Consider the following 26494-nt stretch of genomic DNA (forward strand, 5'->3'; position numbering starts at 1 on the left):
ATGAAAAAAATATGTATTGGATTAATCTTTAGTGTTGGTTTGTTATTTGCCCAAGGTTTTACTTTAAGTAGTAATGATATACAAGGGCAACTTTCAAATGAACAAGTTTTTAATGGCTTTGGTTGTACTGGAAAAAATATCTCTCCACAACTTTCTTGGAAAGATGCACCTAAAGGAACAAAATCTTTTGCAATAACTGCTTATGATCCTGATGCTCCAACAGGAAGTGGTTGGTGGCATTGGGTAGTTTTTAATATTCCAAAAGATAAAACAAGTTTAGAAAAGGGTTTTGGAAATAAAGAATATTCAAATATCATTCAAAGTGTGACTGACTATGGTAAAACTGGTTTTGGTGGTGCTTGTCCTCCCGTTGGAGATAAGGCTCATAGATACATTTTTACAGTGTATGCTTTAGATATAGATAAACTTGATTTAAATAAAAATGCATCAACAGCTTTAGTTGGATATATGATTAATGCCCATGCCATAGAAAAATCATCAATTATTGCTTATTATGGGAGATAATATATGAAAGAATCAAATAGTTGGAATGCAAACAAATATAAAAAACATGCAAATTTTGTATCAAATTTGGCATTAGGGGTAGTTGAATTACTAAATCCAAAAGAGGGTGAGAAAATTTTGGATTTAGGTTGTGGTGAGGGAACTTTGGCTTTAGAGATAAAAAAATCAAAGGCTGAAGTTATTGGTATAGATTTAAGTGAAGATATGGTTGAAAAAACAAAATCTAAAGGAATAATAGCAAGTGTTGGAAGTGCTACAGATTTGGATTTTGAAAATGAGTTTGATGCAGTTTTCTCAAATGCAGTATTGCATTGGGTAAAGAATAGTGAACTTGCAATTCAAAAGATAAATAAAGCATTAAAAAAAGAGGGTAGATTTGTAGCTGAATTTGGTGGCTATGGAAATATCAAGAGTCTAACTGATGCTATGCAAGAAGTTTTTGATAAGTATCCTTCCTGGGGAGAGTTTAATAATCCTTGGACTTTTTTAAGTGATACAGAGTATAAAATGCTTTTGGAAAATAATGGTTTTACTGTAGAATATATAGAACTAATACCAAGACCAACACCAATTGATGATATCACAAATTGGTTAGATATATTTGCAAATGGCATAACTAAAAATTTAACAGCTGAGCAAAAAGTATTGTTTAAAGAAGAAGTAAAAGAGATATTAACACCAAAACTATATAATGAAAAGAATGGTTGGATTGCTGATTATGTAAGATTAAGAGTTAAGGCTATTAAGAAGTAAATAGTATTTACTTCTAATAGGTCAATATTAGTTTTAATTGATTTGTTCTTTGCTTAGTTAAATATGCTTCCCAATTTTCTTTTTTTGAAGAGGGGTTTATTGCTAAAAAGAGTTTAGTATTAGCATCTCTATATTTTATCCAAATCCTTTGAACAGTTCTTATATTATCAAAGGTTATTGGATATGACATTGTATATTCTATACTTGATTTTTTGAGTTTTTTTAGAACTTTTTTGTATGTTTCATTTAATTTTTTGTCATAGTATTTTAAAGAATACTTTAATTTGGGAGTAAGACCTTTTTGTACCTTTTTTAGTAGTTTTAAATATTCGTTTTTTTGTTTAGTTTCTGAATTTATTAGAAAACTAGCTCTTCCTGAACCTCCATGTCCTTCTTCTAAAATAGCCTTTTTTTCGATAAATTTATTTGTATATTTTAAAGTATCATTAAATAATGTTTGATTTTCTTTTGAAAGTATATTTCTAAATTGTTTTATCTCTTTATCTCTTTTTATTTGTTGTTTTTCTTCCTCTTTTTTTGCACAATATCCCATACCCATACCACTTGTGATAAAATTGCACAAGTCAAATTTAGCAATACCTTTTTGCCAATTTTTATATGTGGCTTTTACTGCTTCCTCATATTCTGCTGGTACATTTCCTCCTCTTACAACCAAATCAAAAACAAGTTTTGCATTGGCTTTTCCAAATCTTCCATTTTTTGCTGCTTCTTGGGCTAGTTCCCATATGAAATAAGGTGAAGAGTTTGTATTTTTTATATTGTATTTTTTTATAAATGCTTTTGCATCAAAATCACTAGATTTTACTGCTAACTTTAGAGTTTCTACTATGTTTTTTTCATCATATAATTTTATATTTGGATTACTCTTTTTAGCTTGTTTATATACTTCTAAAGCTTTTTTAGGATTTGCAAGTTCTAAATCATTTACTCTAAAAAGTAAATCATCCAAAGCATAAGCTAATGCTTTTTCATGACCTTTTATTGCAGCTTGTGTAAAGTGATAAATGGATTGTTCTTTTGTAAGTACATATTTATATGCTAGTGCAAAATGAGCTTTGGCATCTCCTTTTTTTGCAGCTTCTTCATATAGCTTTTTTGCTTGTAATGTTTTACCTGATTTATAAAGATTGTCTGCTTTTGATAGGAGGTCTGTTTCATTTTCTGCAAAACAAAAGTTCAATGAGAAAAATATCAAAATAAGTAGGCTTAAAAGTTTCATTATAATTATTCTTTTTAATGATTATATAGTAAGTTTATTAAATAGAGTTTTAGGTAACTAGTAGGAAAATCCTACCAGTTATTTTTCATTAAATCTTTTTCTTTCATAGCAGTTGTTAAAACATCGTAACCTTTTAGCTCTTCTTGTCCTGTTCTAACCCATTTATTTAGACCTTCCATTTGCATCAATTGGCTTTTAAAGATACTTTCTCTTAAAAATAAATTATTATGCAACTTAAACATATATAAATAAATATAAGTAATTCTAATTATTATTTAAGCAGAATTATATTTAAATATAATTCCATCAAAATATCAGTTAATATACAAGGACTACATGGACATTAATAAAAAAGAAGATTATCAGATAAGTGAATTAATTGATATTAAATCTTTTAGACAGATTTTAAATAATTTTTTTGAATCAACTGGAATAGCTAATGGAATTATCAATAAAAATGGAGAAATAATTGTTCAATCAGGTTGGAGTGATGCTTGTAATAATTTTCACATAAAAAATATTGAATCAAATAACTTTTGCAAAGAAAGTAATATTTCCTTATTTGAAAGTTTATCAAAAAAGCCTATTTCTAAAAAAAAGTGTAAGAATGGTTTGATAGATTATTCAAGTCCAATTATTGTAAATAACCAAGTTATTGCAACACTATTTTTAGGACAAGTTTTATTTGACTCTCCAAATCTAGATTATTTTATTTCTCAAGCTGAAAAATATAATTATGATAAAACTAGTTATCTTGCAGCTATACAAAAAGTACCAATAGTTACAGAAGAGAAAATAAAATCTTTAATGCTTTGTATCCTTCAAATGATTGAACTTTTAGTATCTGGAAGTTTGTCAAAACAAAGAGAAGATAAATTAGAACAAAATCTAAAAAAAACCAATGAACAAAGTGTTGAATTAAAAGATATTTTAAATTTTTCTCCTTTAGGGATTGGATGGACAAACAAAAATGGTGAAATAGAGTATGTAAATCACAAGTTTACAGAGCTTTTTGGATATACCATTGAAGATATACCAACATTAATGGTTTGGTTTATAAAAGCTTTCCCAAATAAACAATATAGGGAAAATCTTATTATTCCATGGAATAATAAAGTAATAAAGTCATTTAATGAAAAACAACAGCCACCAGAATTAGAAGCAACTATTACCTGTAAAGATGGTACTAACCGTAGAACACTGATTCGGTTATCATGGATAGGAGAAAAAAGATTAAGTAATTTTAGTGATATTACAATACATTGGAAGAATGAACTTAGAAATCGTAGTCATGATAATATGTTAGAAATGGTAGCAAAGGGTGTTGATTTAAGAGATATTTTGCATAATATTATTAAAACAATTGAGTTAGAAGATAAAACATCTATTTGTAGTATCTTGTTATTAGAAGATAAAAAATATTTATTAATTGGATCTTCTCCTTCTCTTCCTGCTTTCTTTAATGAAGCAATTAATGGAGTTGAAATAGGAGTAGGAGTAGGTTCTTGTGGAACAGCTGCTTATTTAAAAGAGCGTGTAATTGTTGAAAATATTATGGAAGATGAGTATTGGAAAGATTATAAAGATTTAGCAAAAAAAGCCAATTTATATTCATGTTGGTCAGAACCAATTATTTCATCAACGGGTGAGGTTTTAGGAACTTTTGCTATTTATCATAATAAACCAACTTTACCTAAAGAACAAGATTTTGAACGCATTAAATTTGCTTCAAATTTAGCTTCTATAGCAATTGAAAATAGAAATGCTAGAAAAGAGTTGGAACATAGAGCATATTTTGATTTTTTAACAAATCTACCAAATAGACGATATTATATTGAACAATCAGAATTAGAAATATCTCGTAACCATAGATTTGGAGGTATTCTATCAATAATTATGTTTGATATAGATCACTTTAAATTATTAAATGATAAATATGGACACAATGTGGGTGATTTAGTATTAAAAAAAATTGCAGATATAAGCCGAACTGTATTGCGTGATATAGATATCATAGGTAGAATTGGTGGTGAAGAATTTGCTATTTCTTTACCTTGTACTGATGTATTTGAAGCAGAACAAATTGCACAAAGATTGCGAATTGAAATTGAAAAAGGGGAAATAAATTTAACAAAAGAGACTTTATGTGATTTTACTGCTTCATTTGGAGTATCTACAAATAGTGATAATTATAACATACAAGAGTTATTAAATTTTGCAGATATCGCCTTATATGAAGCTAAAGCTGGTGGTAGAAATAGAGTTTGTATTTTTAAAAAATAACTTTAAAAATTTATTTTTTGATAATTTTGAGAAATTTTAAGCTAAAATAATAATATTAAATGATTAGGAAATATTATGAAAATCTCACAAATTTTTCTACTTGGCTTATTTTTTTTAGTATTTAATGCTTGTGATGATAAAAGTAACGATTCCCATTTAAAATATAAAAATCAAACTATTACTATACTTTCTCCTAATTTTGATAAAGCAATTACTGGTCCTATAAAAAAAGAGGTAAAAGAGTTCGAAGATAGAACTGGCGCAACAATAAGAATAGTTTCTCCTAGTTGGGATGATATGATTCCAAAGATAAAGGAGTCTTTTGTAGATGAAAAGATAAATTATGATGTTTTTGTGATTTTTTCATCTTGGGCGGGTTCTTTATTAGCTGATGGACATGCTGAAGAAATACCAAAATGGGTTGAAGAAAAAATAGATTGGCAAGATGTATTACCAATTTATAAAGAAAATGTACTTTCTTGGAATGATAAAAATTATTTTCTTCCTTATGATGGTGATTGTATTAATTTATATTATAGAAAAGATATTTTTGAAAATGAAGAGTATAAAAAAAGATTTAAAAAAATTTATAACTATAACTTAGAGGTTCCAAAAACTTGGAAGCAATACAAGGATATCGCTGAGTTTTTTAATGCTTGGGATTGGAATAATGATGGAAAGATAGAATATGGTGTTGCTGAAAGCAGAAGAAGAGGTTATGGGACTTTACTTCAATTCTTTGCAAAAGCAGCTGCCTATGCAAAATATCCAAATTATAAAGAATTTTATTTTGATATGAATATGAATCCAAAGATAAACAATCCAGCTTTTATAAAAGCATTAGAAGATTATATTGATATTATGAAATATTCACCTAAAGAGATTTTAAATTTTGCACCTTCAGATGTTAGACAAAGTTTTATAGCGGGTAATGTTTCCATGGCTATTGATTGGGCAAATACTGGTGCATTAGCTCAAAATTCAAAAGAAAGCATTGTTAAAAATAAAGTTGGATATGCAGAACTTCCAGGATCTAATAGAGTATATAATTCTAAAACTAATAAATGGGAAAATTTATACAATAATCCATCTTCAATAAGTGGTAACTGGGTAGTAGTTGTTAATAAAGATGCAAAAAATAAAGAATTGGCATTGAACTTTGCAACTTATTTAACTTCAAAAGAAATGACAACAAGATATGTTACTGTAGGATGGAGTGGAATTAACCCTTCAAGGTATTCTCATCTTAGTTTAACAAACTTAGATTTATGGGAAAATAATTCATTTTCAAAAGATTCAGCTAAAGATTATTTAAAAGTTATATCTAATTCATTGTCAAATGAAAATGTTGTTATGGATATAAGAATTCCAGGGGCAGATTTATATTATGATAGTTTTGATAAGTACTTAAATAAAGCAATAATAGGAGAATTAACTCCCCAAGAAGCACTTGATCTTACAGCTCAACAATGGAATAAAATAACAAAAGAGCTTGGAATTGAAAACCAGATAAGATTTTATAAGGAGTCTTTAAATGAGTGATTTGAAAATAAAAGACATTAGTTTATATAGTTTTCTAGTACTTGCTTTAGGTTTGATTTTAATTAGTACTATATTATTTATTTCATTGAATAAAATAAAATCTCTTAATAATCAGTTAATCTTAATTACAAATGTGAAAAATAGTTTTTTAGAAATGAAAATTAATAGTGAAGCACTTTTAATAACAAAAAACTTAGCTGAGACTTCAAAATTGTGGTCTAAATCCATTGAAAAGTTTGAAAAAGAGATAATTTTGTTATCTCCTGTACGAAATAAGAAGATTGAAGATTTATGGTACATAAGTAAAAAAGAGATAACTGATATTAAGGCTATTATTAATAGTAAGTTATTAGAACCGCAGAATCTACATGAAAAATCTCTTCTAATGCTAAAGGGTGAAATGTTTGCTTTAGAAGAGAATAGTAAGATGTTTTTAACTATAGATTCTTTAACAAAAAAAATAGAGTTTCTTTTTCAATATGAAAAATTCATATTAGATGAATTTACAAAAATTGATAAAAATGATTATACTTATATTTCTAGACAAATAACACTTACAACATATTATTCAATATTTTTTCTTCTTTTTATCATAATTTTAACTGTGACAATTATTTTTATTATGAATAAAAAAGTTTTAAAAATTGAAGTTAAATTAATGGCTACTCAAAATAGTTTAAGAGATAGTTTATCAGAGTTGAAAAACTCTAGAAAGTTGTTACAAAATATAATTGACTCTGTTCCTGCTTCAGTATTTTGGAAAGACAAAAATAATGTATATGTAGGTGCAAATAAATTCTTTTTACATGATGCTAAATGTGAAAAACAAGAAGATATAATTGGAAAAACTGATTACGAAATGCCTTGGAAAGATACTGAAGCTTCAAAATATATTAGTGATGATAATAGTATAATGAAAAGTGGAATAGCTAGATTACAAATCGAAGAAACCCAAACAAATGAAAAAAATGAATTAATAAAAGTATTAACCTCAAAAGTTCCTTTATTTGATATCAATAATAAAGTAATTGGAATACTTGGTATTTACATTGATATTACAGAAAAGGAGAAGATTGCAGAAGAGTTATTCCAAAAAGACAAACTTCTAGCACAACAATCTAAAATGGCCTCTATGGGAGAGATGATAGAGAATATAGCTCACCAATGGAGACAGCCTCTATCTTTTATTCTTACTAGTGCTACAGGAATTAGGTTGAAAAATGATTATGAATGTTTAGATAGTATGTTTTTAAAAGAGTCGCTTGTTGGTATTGAAAATACAGTGAATCATTTAAATAAAACTATTGATGATTTTAGAAATTATTTTAAACCAGATAAAGAAGCAAAATTCTTCAAAATAGAATTAGTAGTAGATAATGTATTCTCTTTAGTTGAGTCAAAACTTAAAAATAAACTAATAAAAATTGTAAAAAATATTGAAGATGTAAAAGCTTTTGGTTTTGAGAATGAATTTATACAAGTATTATTGAATATCATAAATAATTCAATAGATGAATTAGAAAAAATTAAGTCAGAAAATAAACTAATATTTGTAAAAGCAAAAGAGATAGAGGTTTGTGGTAGTGAAGTTTCAAAAAATGTTTCTAAATGCAAATGTGTAGAAATAAAAATATGTGATAACGCAGGAGGAATTCCAAAACATATTATTAAAAAAGTTTTTGATGCATATTTTACTACTAAAGCTGAAGATAAAGGTACAGGAATTGGTTTATATATGTCAAAAGAGATGATTAAAAAACATATGAATGGCTCTATAACTGTTGAAAATAAGATTTTTACACATGAAAATAAAGAGTATATGGGAGCAGAATTTACAATTTTAATTCCTGCAGAAGAGTATGTTTTAGAAAAAAAAGAATAATTTGACAAGATTTAAAAAATAAGCTAATATTTTACCAAACAATCGTTTGGGAAAATAAATGGCAATCAAAAAAACATCTAAAGAAGAGATTTTAAAAGAGTCAATAAAACTTTTTAAAATAAGAGGCTATCATAATACTTCTATGGCAAATATAGCTGCGTCATGTGGTTTAATTAAAGGTAGTATTTATCATCATTTTAAAAGTAAAGATGAAATAGGTTTAGAATCTTTAAAATATATCCATGAATATTTTAAAAATAATATTTACAATATTGCTTTTAGAGATGAATTATCGGATAAAGAAAAACTAAAACTTTTTGTTTCAAAAATAGATGAGTATTTTTTAGAAAGCGTTGGCGGTTGTTTGTTAGGAAACTTAGCTTTAGAAGTTTCATCAGTAAACTTAGAGTTTAAAGATGAGATTAAGTCATATTTTTTGGCTTGGGAAAAAGCTTTGGCAAAAATTTTAGAATCAAAATATGGTAAAGATACTTCTCTGAAACTAGCTAAAGAATATGTGTCATTGACACAAGGTGAAATTATGATGATGAATCTTTTTGATTCAAAAAAAAGATATCTAAGTGTAGGTGAAAAAATAACTCAATTATTGTAGTTATTTTTTTTGAATTATCTATATAAACAATCGTTTGGTTGATGAAAGGAAAAATTTGAAAACAGAAATAAGAAAACCACTACCACCTTTTGATTATGAAAGTGCTAGTATAAAAGTAAAAATGGCAGAAAATGGATGGAACAGTAAAGATGCAAAAAAAATATCTCTTGCTTATACTATTGATAGTCTTTGGCGAAATAGAGATGAGTTTATAAATGGAAGAGATGAGATTATTGAGTTTTTGGAAAATAAATATCAAAAAGAGTTGGACTATAGATTGTGTAAAGAGTTATGGGCATATACTGAGAATAAAATAGCAGTAAGATTTGCCTATGAGTGGCACGATGGGAGTGGACAATGGTATAGAAGCTATGGAAATGAGAACTGGGAATTCAATGAAAATGGTCTTATGAAAAATAGATATGCTTGTATAAATGATTTAAAAATAAAAGAAGATGAACGAAAGTTTTTGTGGAATGGAAATACAAGACCAGATGATTATGCAAGTTTGAGTGAAATGGGTTTATAAAATATACTTTGTGTTAAAATTCTCTCATTTAAAAAAGAGATAATAATTATGACAGAAAAATTTGACTTTACAATGATAGTTTTAAAAAATGATCAATACGATGGTTGTATAATTGATACTTCAACCATACCTAAAGATATAGAAGATTTTGAGAAAGACTTACTTCTAATTCTTGAAAACTTAGAAAATAAAAAGTTATTATGGATAAAATTAATGATTGAAGAATCAAGTCTGATTTCCATACTTACAAATCATGGATTTGTTTTTCACCATTGTAATGAGAGAGATATTACTTTAGTGAAAAAACTTATTCAAAAACCTGTGATTCCAACTGCTACAAACCATACTTTAGGAGTAGGGGCAGTTGTAATAGCTGATAATAAACTATTAGTTATCAAAGATAAAATTTATCAAGGTTATAAACTTCCTGGTGGTCATATTGATGATAGTGAAAATATTACTAGTGCTTTGATTCGAGAAGTATATGAAGAGACAGGTATAAATATTAAATTTGATTCCATAATAAGTTTAAGACATATTTCTCCTGGACAATTTAATGAATCAAATCTTTATCTTGTGTGTCGTGCTACTGCTTTAACAAAAGAGATAAATATAATAGATACAGATGAAATATTAGAAGCTAAATGGATGGATGTTGATACTTATTTAAATCTTGATGATGTTCATCCTTTTAATAAAAAGATAGTAAAAACTGCTTTGGAAAATGAAGGGTTTAAAATAATTGATAGTGAGAATTTGATTCATAGAAAAGATTTAAACTACGAAATATTTTTTTAATATATAAGTAAGGAAATTCCTTACTTATATAATTTATTGTTTATTTAAATCGTATTGTAAATATACAACTTTTGTTTGTAAGAACTCTTCTAAACCATGTTTACCATCAGCTCCACCAATACCTGATTTTCTCCATCCTGCATGGAATCCTTGCATTGCTTCGAAGTTTTCTCTATTGATATATGTTTCACCAAATTTTATCTCTTTGCAAGCTCTCATTGCCACATCGATATTTTGTGTATAAATAGATGAAGTCAATCCAAATTCACTATCATTTGCTAAAGCAATAGCTTCATCAAGTGTTTCAAAAGTCATAATAGGAAGTACTGGCCCAAATATTTCTTCTTGGATGATAGCCATATCTTGTTTTACATCTACTAGAACTGTTGGTTCGTAATAAAAACCATCATCTCTTTCTGCTCTTTTTCCACCAGTTGTAATAGTTGCTCCATCTTCCACTGCAGTATCTATTAAGCTTTGAACATGATTAATTGCATCTTCATTAATAAGTGGTCCCATATCAACTTCTTCTTTTAATGGATTTCCATAAGTTGTAGCTTCCATAGCTTTTGTCATTTTTTCAATAAATTCTTTTGCTATACTTTTATGCACATAAACTCTTTCAGCACAATTACAAACTTGACCGTTATTTATAACTCTTGAGTTTTTGATAGCTTCAACTGCTAAATCTAAGTTTGCATCTGCCATTACAATAGCTGGTGCTTTTCCACCAAGTTCTAATGATACTTTTGTCACATTTTTTGCAGCTGCTTCCATGATTTTAACACCTGTTGGAACACTTCCTGTAAAACTTACAATTCCAACTTTTTCATGACCTGCAAGAGGGCTTCCCACTTCAGCTCCTGTTCCACTTATTAGATTGAATACTCCTTTAGGAAGTCCAACTTCATCTACTAATTTTGCAAATTCAAAGGCATTGTTTGGAGTTTCACTACTAGGTTTTATAACTATTGTATTTCCTGTTAAAAGTGCAGGGGCTAGTTTTCTAGCAATTAAGAAAAATGGAAAGTTCCATGGTAAAATACCAGCTGCAACTCCTATTGGTAATTTAAATAAAAAAATATTTTCATTTGGTCTATCACTTTGAATAATCTCACCTTCATATCTTCTAGCCCATTCAGCCATATAATCCATATAATCGGCAGTAAAATTAACTTCAACAGTAGCTAAACCTAAAACTTTTCCTTGTTCTTCTGATATAACTCTTGCTAACATGCTTGCATTATCTCTAATTTTTTGTGCAATTTTTTTAAGATAATTTCCTCGTTCAACTGCTGGTAGTTTTTCCCATGAGCTTTGAGCTTCTTGGGCTGATTCAACAGCTTGATTAACATCGTCCTCTGTTCCTATTGGAATATAAGAAATAATTTGTTTATCTGATGGATTAATAACTGGTTCTTTTTCAACATGATTGATAAACTCGCCATTTATGTACATTTGGTAGACTTTTGCTTCTTCCATAATATTCTCCTTTAGATTGTTTTAATTGTGTAAGGAATATGTTACTCTTTCATAGTTAATGAATAATAAATAAAAAGAAATTAGGTTTTTCTATTAAGTTTTTATGGTACTATTTTTAAAAATACATTAATAAAAATGTGAACATTAAAGAAAATGAAGTTAAAATTCTAATATAAATATATAAAAGAGACTAAATGAAATATAAAATATTTGTAGATGGACAATTTGGAACAACTGGATTAAAAATCCACGAGATGTTAAAGAATAGAAAAGAGCTTGAAATTTTGACGATTTCAGAAGATGATAAAAAAGATATTGATGTTAAGACAAAGCTATTAAATGAGGCTGATTTAGTATTTTTATGTCTACCTGATGTTGCTTCAAAAGAATCAGTAAAACTTATAACAAATGAAAATACAAAAGTTATAGATGCAAGTACAGCTCACAGAACAAATGAAGATTGGACTTATGGAATTGCTGAATTAACTCCTACACAAAGAGAAAAAATAAAAAACTCTAACAGAGTTTGTGTGCCAGGTTGCCATGCAAGTGGTTTTATTATGGCTATGAAACCTCTAATTGACAATGAAATTGTTTCACCAAAAGATAAGATTGTATGTCACTCAATCACAGGATATAGTGGTGGAGGTAGAGGTTTAATTGATATTTATGAAGACCCTAAAAATGAAGGAAAATTTTTAAGCCAAAGACCTTATGCCTTGGGATTATCTCATAAACATTTACCTGAAATGAAACATGTTTTAGGATTAAAATATGCTCCATTTTTCACCCCAAGTGTTGGTAACTTTGAGCAAGGTATGCTGGTAATGTCTTATTTAATAAAAAGTGAACTTTTAAATAAAAAGATTACTAGAAATGAAATAGTAGACTTGTATAAAGAGTACTATAAGTGTGAGCAGTTTGTAAAAATCATTGAAGATGATTTTGAATATCTTGATGATGGGTTTTTAGATGCAATGAAATGCAACAATACAAATAGAATCGAAATCTCAGTTTATGAAAGCGAAGATTATATACTTGTAATCTCAAGACTTGATAATCTAGGAAAAGGTGCTTCAGGAGCTGCTGTTCAAAATATGAACATCATGTTAGGAGTTGATGAAAAGTTGGGCTTAAAGCTATAAATGTCAAATCAAAAGGAAGAGCTTGATTGTTTTAAACAGTTAAGAGAAGTTTGTAAAGAGTATCAAGACTTTTCCGATGATTCTTTTGAAAAGTTAAAAAAAATAAGCTTTTTAAAAGAAGCAAAAAAAGGTGAGATTTTACAAGATGTATACTCACTTGCAAAATATATCTACTTTATCTGTAAGGGTATTTTGCGCACCTTTTTTTTAAATTCTAACGGTGCTATTTATACTAAAAATTTATTTTCTGAAAACTATTTTTCTGCTTCAAAAGTTTCACTTCTAACAGGTGAAGATTCGTATCTTTGTATTGATGCTTTAGAAGACTCTATTTTAATATGTATTGATTTTAAAGAGTACAAAAAACTAATAGAAAAAAACGATGAGTTTAAAAACTTTTATATAAATTATCTAGAAAAAAACTGGGTAATTATAAAAGAAAAAAATGAGATTTCTCTAATATTTGATGATGCAAGTATAAGATATGAAAGTTTCATAAAAAACAATCCAAATATACAAAACAGAATTCCACTTCACCATATAGCAAACCACCTTGGTATTACTCCTACACAGCTAAGTAGAATTAGAAAAAAAATAAAAGAAAACTAATCAATCACTCTTATAAATATATGTACATTTCTATTTTTATTAAATGGTATTTCATTTAACTCAAGATAATCCAATGATTTCATTAGTTTTCCATACTTATCATATCCATATGTTCTTGGGTCAAATGAAGGGTAGTTTTTATTTATATGTTTAACTACTGCTGATAAATTTGCCCAGTCATCATCATCTGATACGGCCATTACAGCTTTTGTGATTATATCTTTTAATTTATTTTGTTCATTATTTGTTTGGGTTATCTCTTTTATTTCTCGTAAGTTCTCTGTATAAACAAACTTATCACAAGCTGAGATAAATGCTTCTGGTGTTTTTTGTTCTCCAAAGCCATAGACTTTTAGACCTGATTCTCTAATTCTTGTAGCCAATCTTGTAAAGTCGCTATCAGAAGAGATTATACAAAAACCATCAAGTCGATTTTCATGTAATATATCCATAGCATCAATTATAAGAGAAGAATCAGTGGCATTTTTCCCATTTGTATAACTAAATTGTTGAATAGGTTGTATTGCATGTGTATGCAAATGCTCTTTCCAACCTTTTAGTTGAGAAGTTGTCCAGTCCCCATAAGCTCTTTTTATATTTGTAATCCCAAATTTTGCTATCTCTTCTAATAATTCAGAGATAACAGATGCTTGTGCATTATCTGCATCAATCAAGACTGCTAATTTGTCTGTACTCATTTCATCCATTTTATTAAATCCATTTTATTAAATCCTTTATATTAAATATTATACCTAATTACTAAGCAATTTTATTTAATACGGTTTTTTCTTCACTTGTAAAACATTTATGAGGATATTCTACTTGTCGATTTTGAAAAGAAAGAATAGATTTATTTAAAATAACTCCAGAATCAATATTTATAGCTTGTTTAATAGTATCATTTTTATACCAAGCTTCTCTTCCTGCTAATACAGTTGGTAAATATACAATTAAAGCTGCTGAAATAGAGCGTGTCGCACTCTCCCAAAGATAACTTGGAGTATGATCAACTGCATAATAATCTACACATTTATGTTTAAATATCGGGTTTTTAAATGTAGTTGGTTTTGCAAAATAGAATCCCATTCCTTCATCACAACTAACATCTATGATTAAACTATCAGCTTTTAAGCATGAACTCTCTTCTTTAATAATAAAATCAGTAGGATTTGCAGTATCTTGAAAAACACCATTTACGATAATATCAGCTTCACTAATTAAGTCTGAAAGTGGACGAATAGAACCATCATGTTCTACTACAACCATCCGCGCTTCATTTTCATCACCTTCTTGAATTCTTACATAATGGCAGTCAAGTACTTCTTCTCTTACTTCATTATCTGGTCTTTGTACACAAATAGTAATATCTCTAAAACCATGGGCTTTTAGAGCATAAATAGCACCACGACTAACAGCACCAAAACCAAATATAACTATTTTACGCTGATTTCCATAATGTCCATCTATGCCTTTTAATTGTAAAGCATGAATAACTGCACAATATCCTGCCATCTCATTATTTTTGTAAAAGGTGTGTCGACCAACTTGTCCCTCTTTTGACCAAATAAATATATCTTCAAAGGCAATAAGTGTTTGTTTGCGTTCTATTGCTATTTGGGTTATCTCTTCTTGTTGTACACAATGTACATATCCCCAAAGTGTTCCACCAATTTTTAGCTCTTCTAAGTCACTTAAAACAGGTTTATTGATAATGACTGCACCAATATTTGCTAATAGGTTATGTCTTGTATCAATACCCCCCCCCACTTAATGATGCAATTTCTTCATCTGAAATACCAAATGGAGATCCATAGCCTTTTTCAAATATTAGTTGTTCTCTTAATTCTTTAGGGATACGCGATAAATGTTTTGGATGTATTGGAAGTCTTCTTTCATCTATTTTTTTTGAAGTTCCAATAACTCCTACTTTTAAATTATGCATGTTTTGATTTCCTTTTAATTTGATTTATTATTTAGTCTTTCTCATATTCCAAAAACTTCTTTTACTTATAAAGTCTGGACCATCATATACACTTTTTAAATCAGACACAGTATATACAGCCTTATTATCAAGTTTATTTATTAATTGAATAAGTTCTGGGATATTTCTTCTTTTTTCAACGATAAATAAAACTTCCACAGGTTTGTCTTCCCCCATATCTCCATCTACTGAAACAACTTTAAATCCCTCTTCTCGTATCTTGTCTGCTAAAATATCACGATTGAAAGAGATACAACGAATAAGTTCTTTACCAATAGCAAATCGATTTTCAATCCACATTCCCACATAAATACCACTAGCAAAACCAGCAGAATAAGCAAAAGCCAAATGCCATTGGTCAAGATGTTTAAAAACTTGACCAGCTGCTATTAACCAAATGATGATTTCAAAAAAACCAATTGCAGATGCTAATAATTTATAGCCACGAAATATAACAATAGTACGAAATGTTCCTAAAGAAACATCAGCAACCCTAGATAAAAAAATAAGAAGGGCTAAGACATAAGGGTATTGCGCTATAAATTCAGACATTTTTGTCTCTTGTTTTGTTCATTTATTGATTTCCTTTAAGAAATTCTATAGGTATAACTTTATGAACGATGTATCAGTTTCGAAGATATGTCTATTTTTGTTTTGCTCTGTTTTAGATGTTTAAGAGTTTTAATTTTATACAAGTAACGGGGTATCAAGCCTAAGAAGCGACTTTCAAATTAGTGTAATACGCGATTATTATTTGAGTCTATCTGAATAAAATCTTTATAGCAAGCTCCTTAAGATTTTAAGGGGCTTATTAATTGATGGTAGATAATTATTTAGCTAAGTTTTGAGGTTCACCTTTTGCAAAGGCTATAACATTTTCAAAAGCTATTTTAAAATATAGTTCATAACTATTTTTTTCAACATATCCAAGGTGTGGAGAACAAAGTACATTTTCTAAACTTAGCAAGGGTTCATTCTCTTTTGTAGCTGGTTCATTTTCATAAACATCTATTGCTGCTCTTTTAGAAGGATTGTTTGACATTTCTTCATATAAAGCACCACTTTGTACTAATTGGGCTCGACTAGTATTTACAAATAAAGAGTCAGGTTTCATAAGTTCTAAATCGGCTTTTGTAACACACTCTTTTGTATCTTCATTTAGTCGTAAATGTAAAGTAATTATGTCTGATTCCTTAAAAAACTTCTCTTTTGAAGAAGTTGCCTCAAAGCCATGCTCTTTTGCTAAAATTTGTGACGGTTCTCTTCCTAAAACCAAAATATTCATACCAAAGGCATTTGCATATTTGGCAATTTTTTGACCAATTTTCCCATATCCCCAAATACCAAGAGTAAGACCATTTAACGTTCTTCCTAAGCCCAAACTACCAGATTGTTGCCAAATGCCTTGAGATAGATTAGAAACATATTCAGGAATATTTCTAGAAGCTGCCATAATCAAACTCCAGCATAACTCAGATGGAGCAATAGGTGAACCAATACCTTCTGCAACTTCCACATTATATTTTTTGCATAAATCAAGATTGATATGGTTGCTTATTTTTCCAGTTTGACTAATAAGTTTTAGTTTTGGAAGTTTTGATAAAAGTTCTTCTGTTATAACAGTTCTTTCTCTAATTAAAACTAAAGCATCAAAATCAGCTAACTTGGAAGCTAATTCATCACTATTTGTATAGGTATCATTAAATATTTTCACTTCATAATTAGCTAAAAGTTTAAAACAATCAAGATTTTTCACTACATCTTGATAGTCATCTAATATTGCTATTTTCATTAAATTTCCTTTTATTCCTTTTGTTCATTGTATTTTAACTAATTCAAATAAAAATCAACATATGTAAAGGACAAAGCATTTTTTTTTGATTATTATTCTAAAATATATTTATTAAAGGATTATTTTGACAAATCAGATTAAAGCACATATTTTACTTTTGATTGCCACTTTTTTAGTAGCAGGTTCATTTATCGCTTCCCAAAAGCTTTCTGGGGTGATTGATCCCATATCTCTTACTCTTTGTCGTTTTGTTTTTGCTTCGATTATCTTAGCTCCACTTATTTTAGTAAATGGAAAATATCGAAATAAAGTATTATCAACACTTCCAAGGGGTATGATTATTGGATTTTTTTATTCTCTGTATTTTATTGGATTATTCAAAGCTTTAGAGAGTACGACAGCTTTAAATACAGGAACACTTTTTACTTTGGTACCATTGCTTACTGCTGTATTTGCAATCTTTCTACTTAAACAAAAATTTGGATTAGTGCAGTTTATAACTTATTTTGTAGGTATTCTTGGAACTTGTATTGTCGTATTTAAGGGAAACTTACAACTATTTTTAAAGTTTGAATTAAATGAAGGTGATATTATATTTTTATTTGCAATCATTTCTATGTCTTTATACTCTATATCTACAAAGTTTGTACATAAAAAAGGTGATGAACTTATTGTCTTGGTTTTTACAACTTTATTAAGTGGAATCATTTGGATGTCAATAGCTTTAGTGCTTATGGATATACCTTTACAATGGGGAAAAATAACTGGGAATTTAGTTTATTATATGCTTTATTTGATTATTGGAGCAACTATATTTACTGTTTATTTATATCAACAAGCATCAATAAATCTAGGTCCAAAAAAAGTCATGGCTTATGTTTATATAAATCCAGCTTGTATTGCTTTATTGATGTTTATAACTCATGGAGAGACTATTGGACTAAAAGTTTTAATTGGTATTTTAATCTCTTCAATAGCCACAATTATCCTTTTATCAAAGGATTAGTTTAATCTATCTTTTAAGTACTCAATGAAAGTTTGAAAGAGAAGATTTTTTTGTTTATCCTTGTGGTAAATCAAATAAAACTCCCTTTTAAACTCAAAGTTTTTTAGTTTTATTTCAAAGAGTTGTTTGTTTTGAAGTTCATTTTTAACAGCAACTTTTGATATGGCAGTTACACAATCTTTGTTATCAATGAGTATTTTTTTTATCTCTTCAAAACCATGTAGTTCCATAAATATATTTAGCTTATTTGCATGTTTCCCAAGTTTATGTATTAGTACTTCTCTAGTACCTGAACCAACTTCTCTTAGTATCCATTTTTTCTCTATTGTATCTATGTAACTCTCTTTTGGGTAATTTTTATCACTAGTTACAATAATAAGTTCATCATCATATAGTTTTTCTCTTATTATATTTATGTGAGTATAATCTGTCTCTATTAATCCTATATCTAATTTAGAATCTAATATTTTTTCTAGTATTTTTGTTGAATTAATAGTCTCAATATCAAATTTTACTTCGCTATATAAAGATAAAAAATCATAATAAATATCAGGCATGATATAGTTAGATATGGTTTTACTAGCTGCTATTCTCATATGTCCTGCTAGCTTATCTTTTTGAAAAATAGTTTGGGCATCTTTTATTGCTAAATAGTGAGGGTAGGTTGTATCTTTAAAAAATCTTCCCCTCTCATTTAGAACTAATTTTTTGCCAACTCTATCAAAAAGTTTTTCATTTAATTTATTTTCTAAAGATTTTATAGCTATGGAAATAGCTGATTGGCTTATACCTAACTCTTGGGCTACTTGTGTTACTTGTGGATTATCACTTAACTTATAGAAAAAATTTAATTCTTTTAGGGTCATGATTATTCCTTATTGAAAATATTTATTATTATATTAAAAATAATATATTTTACATATTAAAATCACGGTGTTATACTTCAAAAAAATAAATAAGGAACTAAGATGTCTTTTAGTAAACATAATAGAAAAGGAACAATAAATGGAATTATTTTTGTTGCCTTATTCTCTTTATTGGCAATATATATTTCAAATCTAGCAATATTTAAAAATATAGGAATAAGCCCATTGATTATAGGTATTGTAATAGGGATGATATATGCCAATACTATAAAAAGTAAATTCCCTCAAACTTGGAATACAGGTATAAAATTCTCAACAAAAACAATTTTAAGGTTGGGTATTGTTCTTTATGGTTTTAGATTGACTTTACAAAACTTACAAGATGTAGGTTTACAAGGATTTACAGTAGCAACTTTAGTTGTAAGCCTTACTTTTATAATAGGATATTTTATTGGTGTAAAAATATTAAAAATGGATAGAGAATTAACTATCTTAATTAGTGCAGGAAGTTCTATATGTGGAGCAGCTGCAGTTTTAGCTACTGAGTCAGTTTTAAAATCACAAGCTTATAAAAGTGCAATTGCTGTATCAACTGTAGTTATCTTTGGAACTATTGCTATGTTTTTATATCCTTTTATGTACAAAGCAGGACTTATACCCTTTGATGCAAGTAATATGGGAGTATACATTGGAGGAACACTTCATGAAGTAGCACATGTAGTTGGAGCTGGTAATGGAATCAGTAGTGCAGTAGCCCAAAATGCTGTTATTGTTAAAATGATAAGAGTTATGTTACTAGCTCCATTTTTGATAATTATATCTATATTTATAATTAAAACTGGAATATCAAAAAATGAAGAAAAAAAGAAAATAACTATTCCATGGTTTGCAGTTATGTTTATGCTTGTAGTTGTATTTAATTCTTTTGACTTTATTTCTGCAAAAGGTGTAGATCTTATTAATACTTTTGATACTTTTGCTTTAACTATGGCAATGACTGCTTTAGGTATGGAGACTAGTTTTGATAAGTTTAAAGGCGTGGGATTTAAACCTATAATTTTAGCAACTATTCTATTTAGTTGGTTAGTTTTAGGAGGTTTTTATATAGTAAAGTTTACTATTGGGTTATAATTTTATATTAATTAAATAAAAGCACACTTTTTACAAACTTAATTAGTATAATATTTGTTAATTTAATTACAAAAAGAGGGGCTATGCAAACTTTACATAGAATAGAAAAAGATTTTTTAGGTGAAAAAGAGATTCCTTTAGATAAGTATTATGGAATACAAACATTAAGAGCAAAAGAGAATTTTTATATTACAAAAACAGATATATCATTATTTCCAAATTTTATAAAATCACTTGCAAGAGTGAAAAAAGCTTGTGCATTAACAAACTTTGAGTTAGGGGACTTATCGGATGCTCAAAGAGATGCAATAGTTCAAGCTTGTAATGAAATTATTGATGGGAAATTTCATGATCAGTTTATAGTAGATCCAATCCAAGGGGGAGCTGGAACTTCTACAAATATGAATGCAAATGAAGTAATAGCAAATAGAGCATTAGAAATTATGGGTAAACCAAAAAGTGCATATGAGTTTATTCATCCAAATAATCATATCAATATGAGTCAATCTACAAATGATGTATATCCAACAGCTATTAAACTTACACTTCATGAACTAATTTATAAATTAAAAGATTCTTTGAGATTCTTAAGAGATTGTTTTGAAGAAAAATCAGTTGAATTTAAAGATGTACTTAAAATGGGAAGAACTCAACTTCAAGATGCAGTACCTATGACACTTGGACAAGAGTTTAAAACATATGCAGTTATGATTGATGAAGATATTTATAGACTAAGAGATGCTCAAACACTTTTAAAAGAAGTAAATCTTGGAGCTACTGCAATTGGTACAGGTATTAACTCAAAAGCTTCATATCAAAGAAAAGTTATAAGTAATCTAAGAGAAGTAACAGGAGTAGATTATGTAGCTGCTGGAGATTTAATTGAAGCTACTCAAGATACTGGTGCTTTTGTTCATATCTCTGGAATACTAAAAAGAGTTGCAATCAAAGTTTCTAAAATATGTAATGATCTTAGACTATTAAGTTCAGGACCAAGAGCAGGATTCAATGAAATAAATCTTCCTCCAATGCAACCAGGAAGTTCTATCATGCCTGGAAAAGTAAATCCAGTTATCCCTGAAGTAGTAAATCAAGTTGCTTTTGAAGTAATAGGTGCCGATACTACTATTTCTATTGCTTGTGAGGGTGGGCAATTACAGTTGAATGTATTTGAACCGATTATTGCATACAAACTATTTACTTCTATAAATATGATGAGAAGAGCATTTTATACTTTAGGTGAAAAATGTGTTAAAGGTATAACTGCAAATGAAGAAGTTTGTATGAATAATATATTAAACTCTGTTACTTTAGTAACTTGTTTAAATCCAATCTTAGGATATGAAAAAAGTTCTGCAATAGCTAAAGAAGCATTGGCAACTAACAAAAGAGTATATGATCTTATTTTGGAGCAAGAATTGTTTACAAAAGAAGAATTAGATGAATTATTAAAACCTGAAAATATGGTAAATAATTTGATGAAGGAAACTACAAAATGACAATTACAGTTTTAAATACAGGTGGAACTTTTAACAAAAGATATAACCCTATCAAAGGAGAACTTGAAGTTCCTGCTGATAATGTAGCATTGGACAAGATTATTAAATCTTGTCACAATGTGACTTTTGATATTAAAAATTTAGTCTCTAAAGATAGTTTGTATTTTACAGATGAAGATAGAGAGACTATTCTAGAAGAAGTTCAAAATAGTACAAGTGATAAAATTATAATCATACATGGAACTGATACTGTTGATTTAACTTCAAAATTCTTTGATGGAAAGATTGAAGGAAAAGTAATAGTTTTCACAGGTGCTATGGTTCCTATGAGTATTGATGAGGTTGAAGCTACTATGAATTTTTCACAAGCTTTAGGATTCTTAAATGCTGAGGTAAAATCTGGTATTTATATCTCTATGCATGGGGTTGTAGTTGAGTACAGTAGACTAAAAAAAGATAGATCTGTAGGACAATTTTTAATTAATTAGCTATATTTAATAAAGTTTCATTATAATTGTATCACTTGAAACAATTATGAAACAGGTAGATAAATGCTTATTAAAAATAAAAAGAAATACACTTTAACAGATATAGAGCGATTATATTCACAAATACCACTTATATTTATAATTGTAATCGCTTTATTATCTTTTCTTATTACTTTTTTTATTTTGGATTCTAAACAAAGTAGAGAAATAGATTTATTAAAACAAAAATACTCTTTAAACTACGAATTTACTAAAAAAGAAGAGATAACTACATTTACATCTTATATAGATAAAAAACTAAAAAACAGCTTTTCCCAAGAAGAAATACACCTTAAAAATATCACTTATAAAGTAGTTGGATTTATACAAGCAAATAAATTAAAAGATAAAAAAAACTTAGATAGCTATATAAAAAATATAGAAAATACAAACGACTTAAATATTGTAATTTTTACAAAAGATGACTTAAAAATTTTATATGGTGAAAGTTCCATTTTATATTTGCAAAATCTTATTTATAGTTATAAAGATAAAAAATACAAAGAGTTTATTTTAAAATATATATATTCACAAGGCAATGATAATCTTCAATATTGGAAAGATGATGTTGCAAGAACAGTAAGGTTGAGTTTTTTTGATAAAGTAATTATCAATAAGAAAGAGTATTTTATAGGTTCATTTTCTACAATTAATTCAATCAAAGAGATTACTAAAACTGCTATCATAAATGCAATTAATACAAAAAAATTTCCAATATGGTTTTATGATATTATTTCTCAAAAGACTTATAATTTTAATGGGAATAAAAAGTATGAAGACTCAAGTGAATTATTTAAAAACAAGAAATATAATAAATCATACAAAATTATAAAACACTATTTGAACAATTTTGATTATAGTGATGAGTTTAAAAACTTTAGTTATTTTTATGATAAATTTGACTTTTTAGTCTCTAGCTTTTATGATAAAAGTATTATTGAAAACCAATTAAAAGATACAATTTATAAAATCAAAAAAGATTATAGAACCTTGTTATTTAGAATCTTTATTTATATTTTAATAGGTGCTGGATTTCTTATTTTACTTACTTATCTTTTCACAAGTTTTATTAAAAATATCATTACAGAATACAATGATGAACTTGAAGATAGAAGAGTATCTCTAATACATTGGAAAAAAAGATTTGAGTTGGCAATTATTGCCTCAAATGATGGTTTGTGGGATATAGATTTTAAGACTAAAAAAATATATTTTTCAGATAAATGGTTAGATATGTTTGGATATAAAAAGGATGAATTAATTACATTTTCTGATTGGTTTGAGTTGATTCACAATGAAGATAAAGTAAATGTGGAAAAACTATTTGATAAAATATTTGCAAAAGCAGATGATACATTTGTTTGTGAATATAGATTAAAAACTAAAAGTGAAGGCTTTAAATGGGTACTTGCAAGAGGTAAATCTTTTGTTGATGAAAATAATGAATTAGATAGAATGCTAATGATGTCTATGGATATAGACAAAAATAAAAGAATGAAAAAAGAGTTATTGGATATTGAACTTTTAGTTGAAGATGGAAAAATCGTAATCTTTAAACTTGTCAATAATGAAAATCTATCTGTTCAATATATCTCAAATAGTATTCAAACTTTTGGCTTTAGTAAAAATATGTTTGAAAAAGAGAATATGAGATTTATGAATCTTATTCATAAAGAAGATGTGGCAAGTGTTCAAGTTGCTATTAATGCAGCAGTAAAAAAAGATCTACCAAACTTCACTTTTACTTGTAGAATGATAAATGCTGCAAATGAAGTAAGATGGATATCAAGTAGGGTAATTCTTATTAAAAACCACTCAGGACAAGTAAGCCACTTCTATGGGTATTTAAATGACATCACAAAAATAAAGCTAAGTGAAGAAGAACTTAAATTAAAAGTTGAAGATGAACTTGCTAAAAATAGAGAAAAAGATAGAATCCTAATCCAACAAAACAAATTAGCAGCCATGGGAGAGATGTTGGGAAATATCGCTCACCAATGGAGACAGCCACTCAATAATGTATCTTTGATACTCCAATTTTTAAGAGATAATTACAAAAACAAAGATGTAAATGATGAAAAACTTGATAAGTTTATGAATAAAGCAAATCAACATATAGAGTATATGAGTGAGACAATTGATGATTTTAGAAACTTCTATAAACCTTCAAAATCAAAAAATGAGTTTTATGTAAATGAGTGTATTAATACTTTGCTTTACATGGTAAAAAATCAATATGAAATTCAAAATATAAAAATAAATTTTGAGTATGAAGAAGTAAAAATAACAAACTATGAAAATGAACTAAAACAAGCTTTATTAAATATCTTAAATAATGCAAAAGATGCTTTATTGATGAAAAAAGAGAAAGAAAGCTTTGAGGCACATATAAATATATCTTTGAAAAAAGATAATGAAAAAATGAACTTGGAAATAACTAATAATGGTGGAAATATAGATGAAGAGATTTTATATAAAATTTACGAGCCATACTTTACAACAAAGTTTGAGATGCAAGGTACTGGAATAGGTCTTTACATGACAAAATCAATTATAGAAACTAATATGAAAGGAAAAATTGAAGTAGAAAATACAAGTGATGGTGTGAAGTTTATTATCACACTAAATATTTAACTTCATAGGATAACAAATGAGCGAATATATTACAAGAGTATTATTAGTTGAAGATGAAGAGGACGCAAGGGAGATATTAAGTTTCTACCTTGATACAGTTTTTGATGAAGTAAAAATTGCCTGTGATGGAGAAGAAGGATTTGACTTATATGAAAAAGCATACAATGAAAACAAAACTTTTGACTTAGTTCTAACAGATATCCAAATGCCAAATATGGATGGACTAACAATGATTGAAAAGATTACAAGACTAAATGAAAACCAAAAGTTCATAATAGTATCAGCCTATAAAGATGAAGAGTATCTTTTTAAATCAATAAACTTAAATGTCATATCATATTTTGTAAAACCCTTGGAAGTAAAAAATATGATGGTGATGTTAAAAAAAGTAAAATCAAAAGTCCTAGAAGATAAATCAAATGTAATAGTAGAAGATGAATTAGTAGCTTTAAATAATACATATAAATATAACAGAAAAACTAAACAACTTTATAAAAATGATGAGTTGGTTGATTTAACAAAAAAAGAGAAACTTCTTATCGAAGCTCTTGCTAAAAATATAAAAGAGATAAAAACAAAAGAATATCTAAAAGAGTTTATTTGGAATGATGCTAATACTTCTGATGCTACTATGCGTACGGTTATAAAAAGGGTTAAAGATAAGATTGCTGATGATGATTTTATTGTTTCGAAAAAGGGGTTGGGGTATTTGATTGAGAGAGGTGATTAAAGATTACTAGATACTCCTGATATATTTAGCATTTTGATAAGCTATTAAGGATATACGTTAATAATCTACATGATAATTATATAAAAAGATTAAAAATATTATAAAAAATATTTTAATATGAAATGTTTTTATTTAAAAGAGTTTATTTAAAAGAGTTTATTTTTAGGTATTTATTTATGTTTAATAGGTTAACATTTTAAATGTAAAACTATTGGGTAGTTTTAGATGTACGCAATACATAATGTATTACTAATAAGTAGTTAGACAGATAGGAGTTAATTTGCAAAGTTACGATGACTTTACTGCAAGCCATATTTTTTACTATGATAAGAATAATAATTCTATTTATACTAAAGATAATAATCAAAAATATATCATCAATGATTCCAAATTGAAACAAGAACTTCAAGATATAGAAGGATATAGAAGTTTTATATATCCTGAAAGAAAACGTAGATTTATTTCATTTCTTTCAGCTATGTTTGTATCTGCTGGTCTAATTTGTATTTATTATCTCATTTTTAATGAACTTACTGAATCAATTATACCAATTGTGACTATAGGAATTTATTGGATTATACATTTGTATCTTCCTTTTATATTTCATAAAAAAATATCTAACATTCTAGAAAAATGTCATGCTATATCCGAAGATACTATAATGTAAAGTCTAACAAATTCTTGGAGAGAAACGAGTGACCCATCTGATTTTTAAGCCTAAATAAACAAAAATCTGGGGACAGGATCAATGCCGTTAAGTTAAGCCAAGAAACCCCTTTTCATAGTATCTTCAGTACTTCTAAAAAACACTTTTTTTCTTCCTCTTGGAAAAATTAGCTGATTTAATACCTTTAGTATTTTTACCTTCCAAAGGAGATGGTCTTTTAAATTTTCTATTAGGTCTTATTTGAACAGTACTTGTTAAAA

General features: G+C 27.6%; 25 protein-coding genes. 17 read left to right on the forward strand and 8 right to left on the reverse strand.

Annotated elements, in window-relative coordinates:
* Together CRU95_RS11195 and CRU95_RS11200 are read left to right on the forward strand one after the other, a co-directional pair.
* Positions 1 to 525: a YbhB/YbcL family Raf kinase inhibitor-like protein gene (locus tag CRU95_RS11195; RefSeq protein WP_129101216.1), complete on the forward strand. Its 525-nt coding sequence runs from the start codon at positions 1 to 3 to the stop codon at positions 523 to 525.
* 3 nt (positions 526 to 528) lie between these two features.
* Entirely contained in the window at positions 529 to 1278 is a 750-nt protein-coding gene (locus tag CRU95_RS11200) for a class I SAM-dependent methyltransferase (RefSeq protein WP_129101217.1), read from the forward strand.
* Between the two features lie 13 nt (positions 1279 to 1291).
* On the opposite strand, the gene CRU95_RS11205 is transcribed toward CRU95_RS11200, so the two are convergent.
* Entirely contained in the window at positions 1292 to 2518 is a 1227-nt protein-coding gene (locus tag CRU95_RS11205; RefSeq protein ID WP_129101218.1) for a lysozyme inhibitor LprI family protein, read from the reverse strand.
* A 336-nt stretch (positions 2519 to 2854) separates the two neighbouring features.
* Here CRU95_RS11205 and CRU95_RS11215 point away from each other — a divergent pair, with 336 nt between their 5' ends.
* From CRU95_RS11215 to CRU95_RS11240, 6 genes are all read left to right on the forward strand, one after another.
* The gene (locus CRU95_RS11215; protein ID WP_129101219.1) at positions 2855 to 4801 is read left to right on the forward strand and encodes a diguanylate cyclase; all 1947 of its coding nucleotides are present in this window, start codon (positions 2855 to 2857) and stop codon (positions 4799 to 4801) included.
* A 75-nt stretch (positions 4802 to 4876) separates the two neighbouring features.
* The gene (locus tag CRU95_RS11220) at positions 4877 to 6343 is read left to right on the forward strand and encodes an ABC transporter substrate-binding protein (RefSeq protein ID WP_129101220.1); all 1467 of its coding nucleotides are present in this window, start codon (positions 4877 to 4879) and stop codon (positions 6341 to 6343) included.
* Positions 6336 to 8225, forward strand: coding sequence for a PAS domain-containing sensor histidine kinase (locus tag CRU95_RS11225; RefSeq protein ID WP_129101221.1), 1890 nt, complete (start codon positions 6336 to 6338; stop codon positions 8223 to 8225). The genes CRU95_RS11220 and CRU95_RS11225 overlap by 8 nt, the downstream gene beginning before the upstream one ends.
* Positions 8226 to 8283: 58 nt before the next feature.
* Positions 8284 to 8838: a TetR/AcrR family transcriptional regulator gene (locus CRU95_RS11230; RefSeq protein ID WP_129101222.1), complete on the forward strand. Its 555-nt coding sequence runs from the start codon at positions 8284 to 8286 to the stop codon at positions 8836 to 8838.
* 55 nt (positions 8839 to 8893) lie between these two features.
* Positions 8894 to 9367, forward strand: a complete 474-nt coding sequence (locus CRU95_RS11235; RefSeq protein WP_129101223.1) for a nuclear transport factor 2 family protein — start codon at positions 8894 to 8896, stop codon at positions 9365 to 9367.
* A 48-nt stretch (positions 9368 to 9415) separates the two neighbouring features.
* Entirely contained in the window at positions 9416 to 10165 is a 750-nt protein-coding gene (locus CRU95_RS11240; protein ID WP_129101224.1) for an NUDIX domain-containing protein, read from the forward strand.
* Between the two features lie 33 nt (positions 10166 to 10198).
* Here the strand turns inward: CRU95_RS11240 and aldA are convergent, their stop codons facing one another.
* The gene (gene aldA / locus CRU95_RS11245; protein ID WP_129101225.1) at positions 10199 to 11647 is read right to left on the reverse strand and encodes an aldehyde dehydrogenase; all 1449 of its coding nucleotides are present in this window, start codon (positions 11645 to 11647) and stop codon (positions 10199 to 10201) included.
* A gap of 194 nt (positions 11648 to 11841) precedes the next feature.
* Between aldA and argC the strand changes: the two genes are divergently transcribed.
* Positions 11842 to 12792 (forward strand): N-acetyl-gamma-glutamyl-phosphate reductase, encoded by a 951-nt coding sequence (gene argC / locus CRU95_RS11250; RefSeq protein ID WP_129101226.1) that lies wholly within the window; start codon positions 11842 to 11844, stop codon positions 12790 to 12792.
* A complete protein-coding gene (locus CRU95_RS11255; protein WP_129101227.1) occupies positions 12793 to 13401 on the forward strand; it encodes a Crp/Fnr family transcriptional regulator in 609 nt (202 codons plus the stop codon).
* Here the strand turns inward: CRU95_RS11255 and CRU95_RS11260 are convergent.
* From CRU95_RS11260 to CRU95_RS11275, 5 genes are all read right to left on the reverse strand, one after another.
* On the reverse strand, positions 13398 to 14108 hold the full coding sequence (locus CRU95_RS11260) for an NYN domain-containing protein (RefSeq protein WP_129101228.1): 711 nt from the start codon (positions 14106 to 14108) through the stop codon (positions 13398 to 13400). The genes CRU95_RS11255 and CRU95_RS11260 overlap by 4 nt on opposite strands.
* A 52-nt stretch (positions 14109 to 14160) precedes the next feature.
* The gene (locus tag CRU95_RS11265; RefSeq protein ID WP_258238690.1) at positions 14161 to 15168 is read right to left on the reverse strand and encodes a N(5)-(carboxyethyl)ornithine synthase; all 1008 of its coding nucleotides are present in this window, start codon (positions 15166 to 15168) and stop codon (positions 14161 to 14163) included.
* Positions 15152 to 15343, reverse strand: a complete 192-nt coding sequence (locus tag CRU95_RS16815; RefSeq protein ID WP_258238691.1) for a hypothetical protein — start codon at positions 15341 to 15343, stop codon at positions 15152 to 15154. The genes CRU95_RS11265 and CRU95_RS16815 overlap by 17 nt, the downstream gene beginning before the upstream one ends.
* A gap of 27 nt (positions 15344 to 15370) precedes the next feature.
* Positions 15371 to 15934, reverse strand: a complete 564-nt coding sequence (locus CRU95_RS11270) for a DUF2179 domain-containing protein (RefSeq protein WP_013134999.1) — start codon at positions 15932 to 15934, stop codon at positions 15371 to 15373.
* A gap of 277 nt (positions 15935 to 16211) precedes the next feature.
* Positions 16212 to 17174, reverse strand: coding sequence for a D-2-hydroxyacid dehydrogenase family protein (locus tag CRU95_RS11275; RefSeq protein ID WP_129101229.1), 963 nt, complete (start codon positions 17172 to 17174; stop codon positions 16212 to 16214).
* A 124-nt stretch (positions 17175 to 17298) separates the two neighbouring features.
* On the opposite strand from CRU95_RS11275, the gene CRU95_RS11280 reads away from it, so the two are divergent.
* Complete coding sequence (locus tag CRU95_RS11280; RefSeq protein WP_129101230.1) at positions 17299 to 18180, forward strand: DMT family transporter; 882 nt, start codon at positions 17299 to 17301, stop codon at positions 18178 to 18180.
* Here CRU95_RS11280 and CRU95_RS11285 read toward each other — a convergent pair.
* The gene (locus CRU95_RS11285) at positions 18177 to 19046 is read right to left on the reverse strand and encodes a LysR substrate-binding domain-containing protein (protein WP_129101231.1); all 870 of its coding nucleotides are present in this window, start codon (positions 19044 to 19046) and stop codon (positions 18177 to 18179) included. The genes CRU95_RS11280 and CRU95_RS11285 overlap by 4 nt on opposite strands.
* A gap of 102 nt (positions 19047 to 19148) precedes the next feature.
* On the opposite strand from CRU95_RS11285, the gene CRU95_RS11290 reads away from it, so the two are divergent.
* The 6 genes from CRU95_RS11290 (at position 19149) to CRU95_RS11315 (ending at position 26234) form a co-directional block, all read left to right on the forward strand.
* Entirely contained in the window at positions 19149 to 20177 is a 1029-nt protein-coding gene (locus CRU95_RS11290) for a YeiH family protein (protein ID WP_129101232.1), read from the forward strand.
* Between the two features lie 83 nt (positions 20178 to 20260).
* Complete coding sequence (gene aspA, locus CRU95_RS11295) at positions 20261 to 21676, forward strand: aspartate ammonia-lyase (RefSeq protein ID WP_129101233.1); 1416 nt, start codon at positions 20261 to 20263, stop codon at positions 21674 to 21676.
* Entirely contained in the window at positions 21673 to 22164 is a 492-nt protein-coding gene (locus CRU95_RS11300) for an asparaginase domain-containing protein (protein ID WP_129101234.1), read from the forward strand. Before aspA ends, CRU95_RS11300 begins: the two co-directional genes overlap by 4 nt.
* A gap of 63 nt (positions 22165 to 22227) precedes the next feature.
* Positions 22228 to 24837 carry a PAS domain-containing sensor histidine kinase gene (locus tag CRU95_RS11305; protein ID WP_129101235.1) on the forward strand — a complete coding sequence of 870 codons (2610 nt, stop codon included), beginning with the start codon at positions 22228 to 22230 and terminating at the stop codon, positions 24835 to 24837.
* 16 nt (positions 24838 to 24853) lie between these two features.
* The gene (locus tag CRU95_RS11310; RefSeq protein ID WP_129101236.1) at positions 24854 to 25567 is read left to right on the forward strand and encodes a response regulator transcription factor; all 714 of its coding nucleotides are present in this window, start codon (positions 24854 to 24856) and stop codon (positions 25565 to 25567) included.
* 280 nt (positions 25568 to 25847) lie between these two features.
* Complete coding sequence (locus CRU95_RS11315) at positions 25848 to 26234, forward strand: hypothetical protein (RefSeq protein WP_129101237.1); 387 nt, start codon at positions 25848 to 25850, stop codon at positions 26232 to 26234.
* Positions 26235 to 26494: the final 260 nt, after the last annotated feature.

The organism is Arcobacter sp. F2176 (assembly GCF_004116465.1).
In the GTDB taxonomy this organism is placed as follows: domain Bacteria; phylum Campylobacterota; class Campylobacteria; order Campylobacterales; family Arcobacteraceae; genus Arcobacter; species Arcobacter siniprincipis.

Excerpts from the sequence above, each read along its gene's own strand:
- CRU95_RS11270 (WP_013134999.1), bottom strand. The coding sequence starts at position 15,934 with ATGTCTGAATTTATAGCGCAATACCCTTATGTCTTAGCCCTTCTTATT.
- CRU95_RS11300 (WP_129101234.1), top strand. The coding sequence starts at position 21,673 with ATGACAATTACAGTTTTAAATACAGGTGGAACTTTTAACAAAAGATAT.
- CRU95_RS11240 (WP_129101224.1), top strand. The coding sequence starts at position 9,416 with ATGACAGAAAAATTTGACTTTACAATGATAGTTTTAAAAAATGATCAA.
- CRU95_RS11260 (WP_129101228.1), bottom strand. The coding sequence starts at position 14,108 with ATGGATGAAATGAGTACAGACAAATTAGCAGTCTTGATTGATGCAGAT.
- argC (WP_129101226.1), top strand. The coding sequence starts at position 11,842 with ATGAAATATAAAATATTTGTAGATGGACAATTTGGAACAACTGGATTA.
- CRU95_RS11200 (WP_129101217.1), top strand. The coding sequence starts at position 529 with ATGAAAGAATCAAATAGTTGGAATGCAAACAAATATAAAAAACATGCA.
- CRU95_RS11285 (WP_129101231.1), bottom strand. The coding sequence starts at position 19,046 with ATGACCCTAAAAGAATTAAATTTTTTCTATAAGTTAAGTGATAATCCA.
- CRU95_RS11225 (WP_129101221.1), top strand. The coding sequence starts at position 6,336 with ATGAGTGATTTGAAAATAAAAGACATTAGTTTATATAGTTTTCTAGTA.
- CRU95_RS11255 (WP_129101227.1), top strand. The coding sequence starts at position 12,793 with ATGTCAAATCAAAAGGAAGAGCTTGATTGTTTTAAACAGTTAAGAGAA.
- CRU95_RS11205 (WP_129101218.1), bottom strand. The coding sequence starts at position 2,518 with ATGAAACTTTTAAGCCTACTTATTTTGATATTTTTCTCATTGAACTTT.
- aspA (WP_129101233.1), top strand. The coding sequence starts at position 20,261 with ATGCAAACTTTACATAGAATAGAAAAAGATTTTTTAGGTGAAAAAGAG.
- CRU95_RS11275 (WP_129101229.1), bottom strand. The coding sequence starts at position 17,174 with ATGAAAATAGCAATATTAGATGACTATCAAGATGTAGTGAAAAATCTT.
- CRU95_RS11290 (WP_129101232.1), top strand. The coding sequence starts at position 19,149 with ATGTCTTTTAGTAAACATAATAGAAAAGGAACAATAAATGGAATTATT.
- CRU95_RS11195 (WP_129101216.1), top strand. The coding sequence starts at position 1 with ATGAAAAAAATATGTATTGGATTAATCTTTAGTGTTGGTTTGTTATTT.
- aldA (WP_129101225.1), bottom strand. The coding sequence starts at position 11,647 with ATGGAAGAAGCAAAAGTCTACCAAATGTACATAAATGGCGAGTTTATC.
- CRU95_RS11215 (WP_129101219.1), top strand. The coding sequence starts at position 2,855 with ATGGACATTAATAAAAAAGAAGATTATCAGATAAGTGAATTAATTGAT.
- CRU95_RS11220 (WP_129101220.1), top strand. The coding sequence starts at position 4,877 with ATGAAAATCTCACAAATTTTTCTACTTGGCTTATTTTTTTTAGTATTT.
- CRU95_RS16815 (WP_258238691.1), bottom strand. The coding sequence starts at position 15,343 with ATGCATAATTTAAAAGTAGGAGTTATTGGAACTTCAAAAAAAATAGAT.
- CRU95_RS11310 (WP_129101236.1), top strand. The coding sequence starts at position 24,854 with ATGAGCGAATATATTACAAGAGTATTATTAGTTGAAGATGAAGAGGAC.
- CRU95_RS11305 (WP_129101235.1), top strand. The coding sequence starts at position 22,228 with ATGCTTATTAAAAATAAAAAGAAATACACTTTAACAGATATAGAGCGA.
- CRU95_RS11230 (WP_129101222.1), top strand. The coding sequence starts at position 8,284 with ATGGCAATCAAAAAAACATCTAAAGAAGAGATTTTAAAAGAGTCAATA.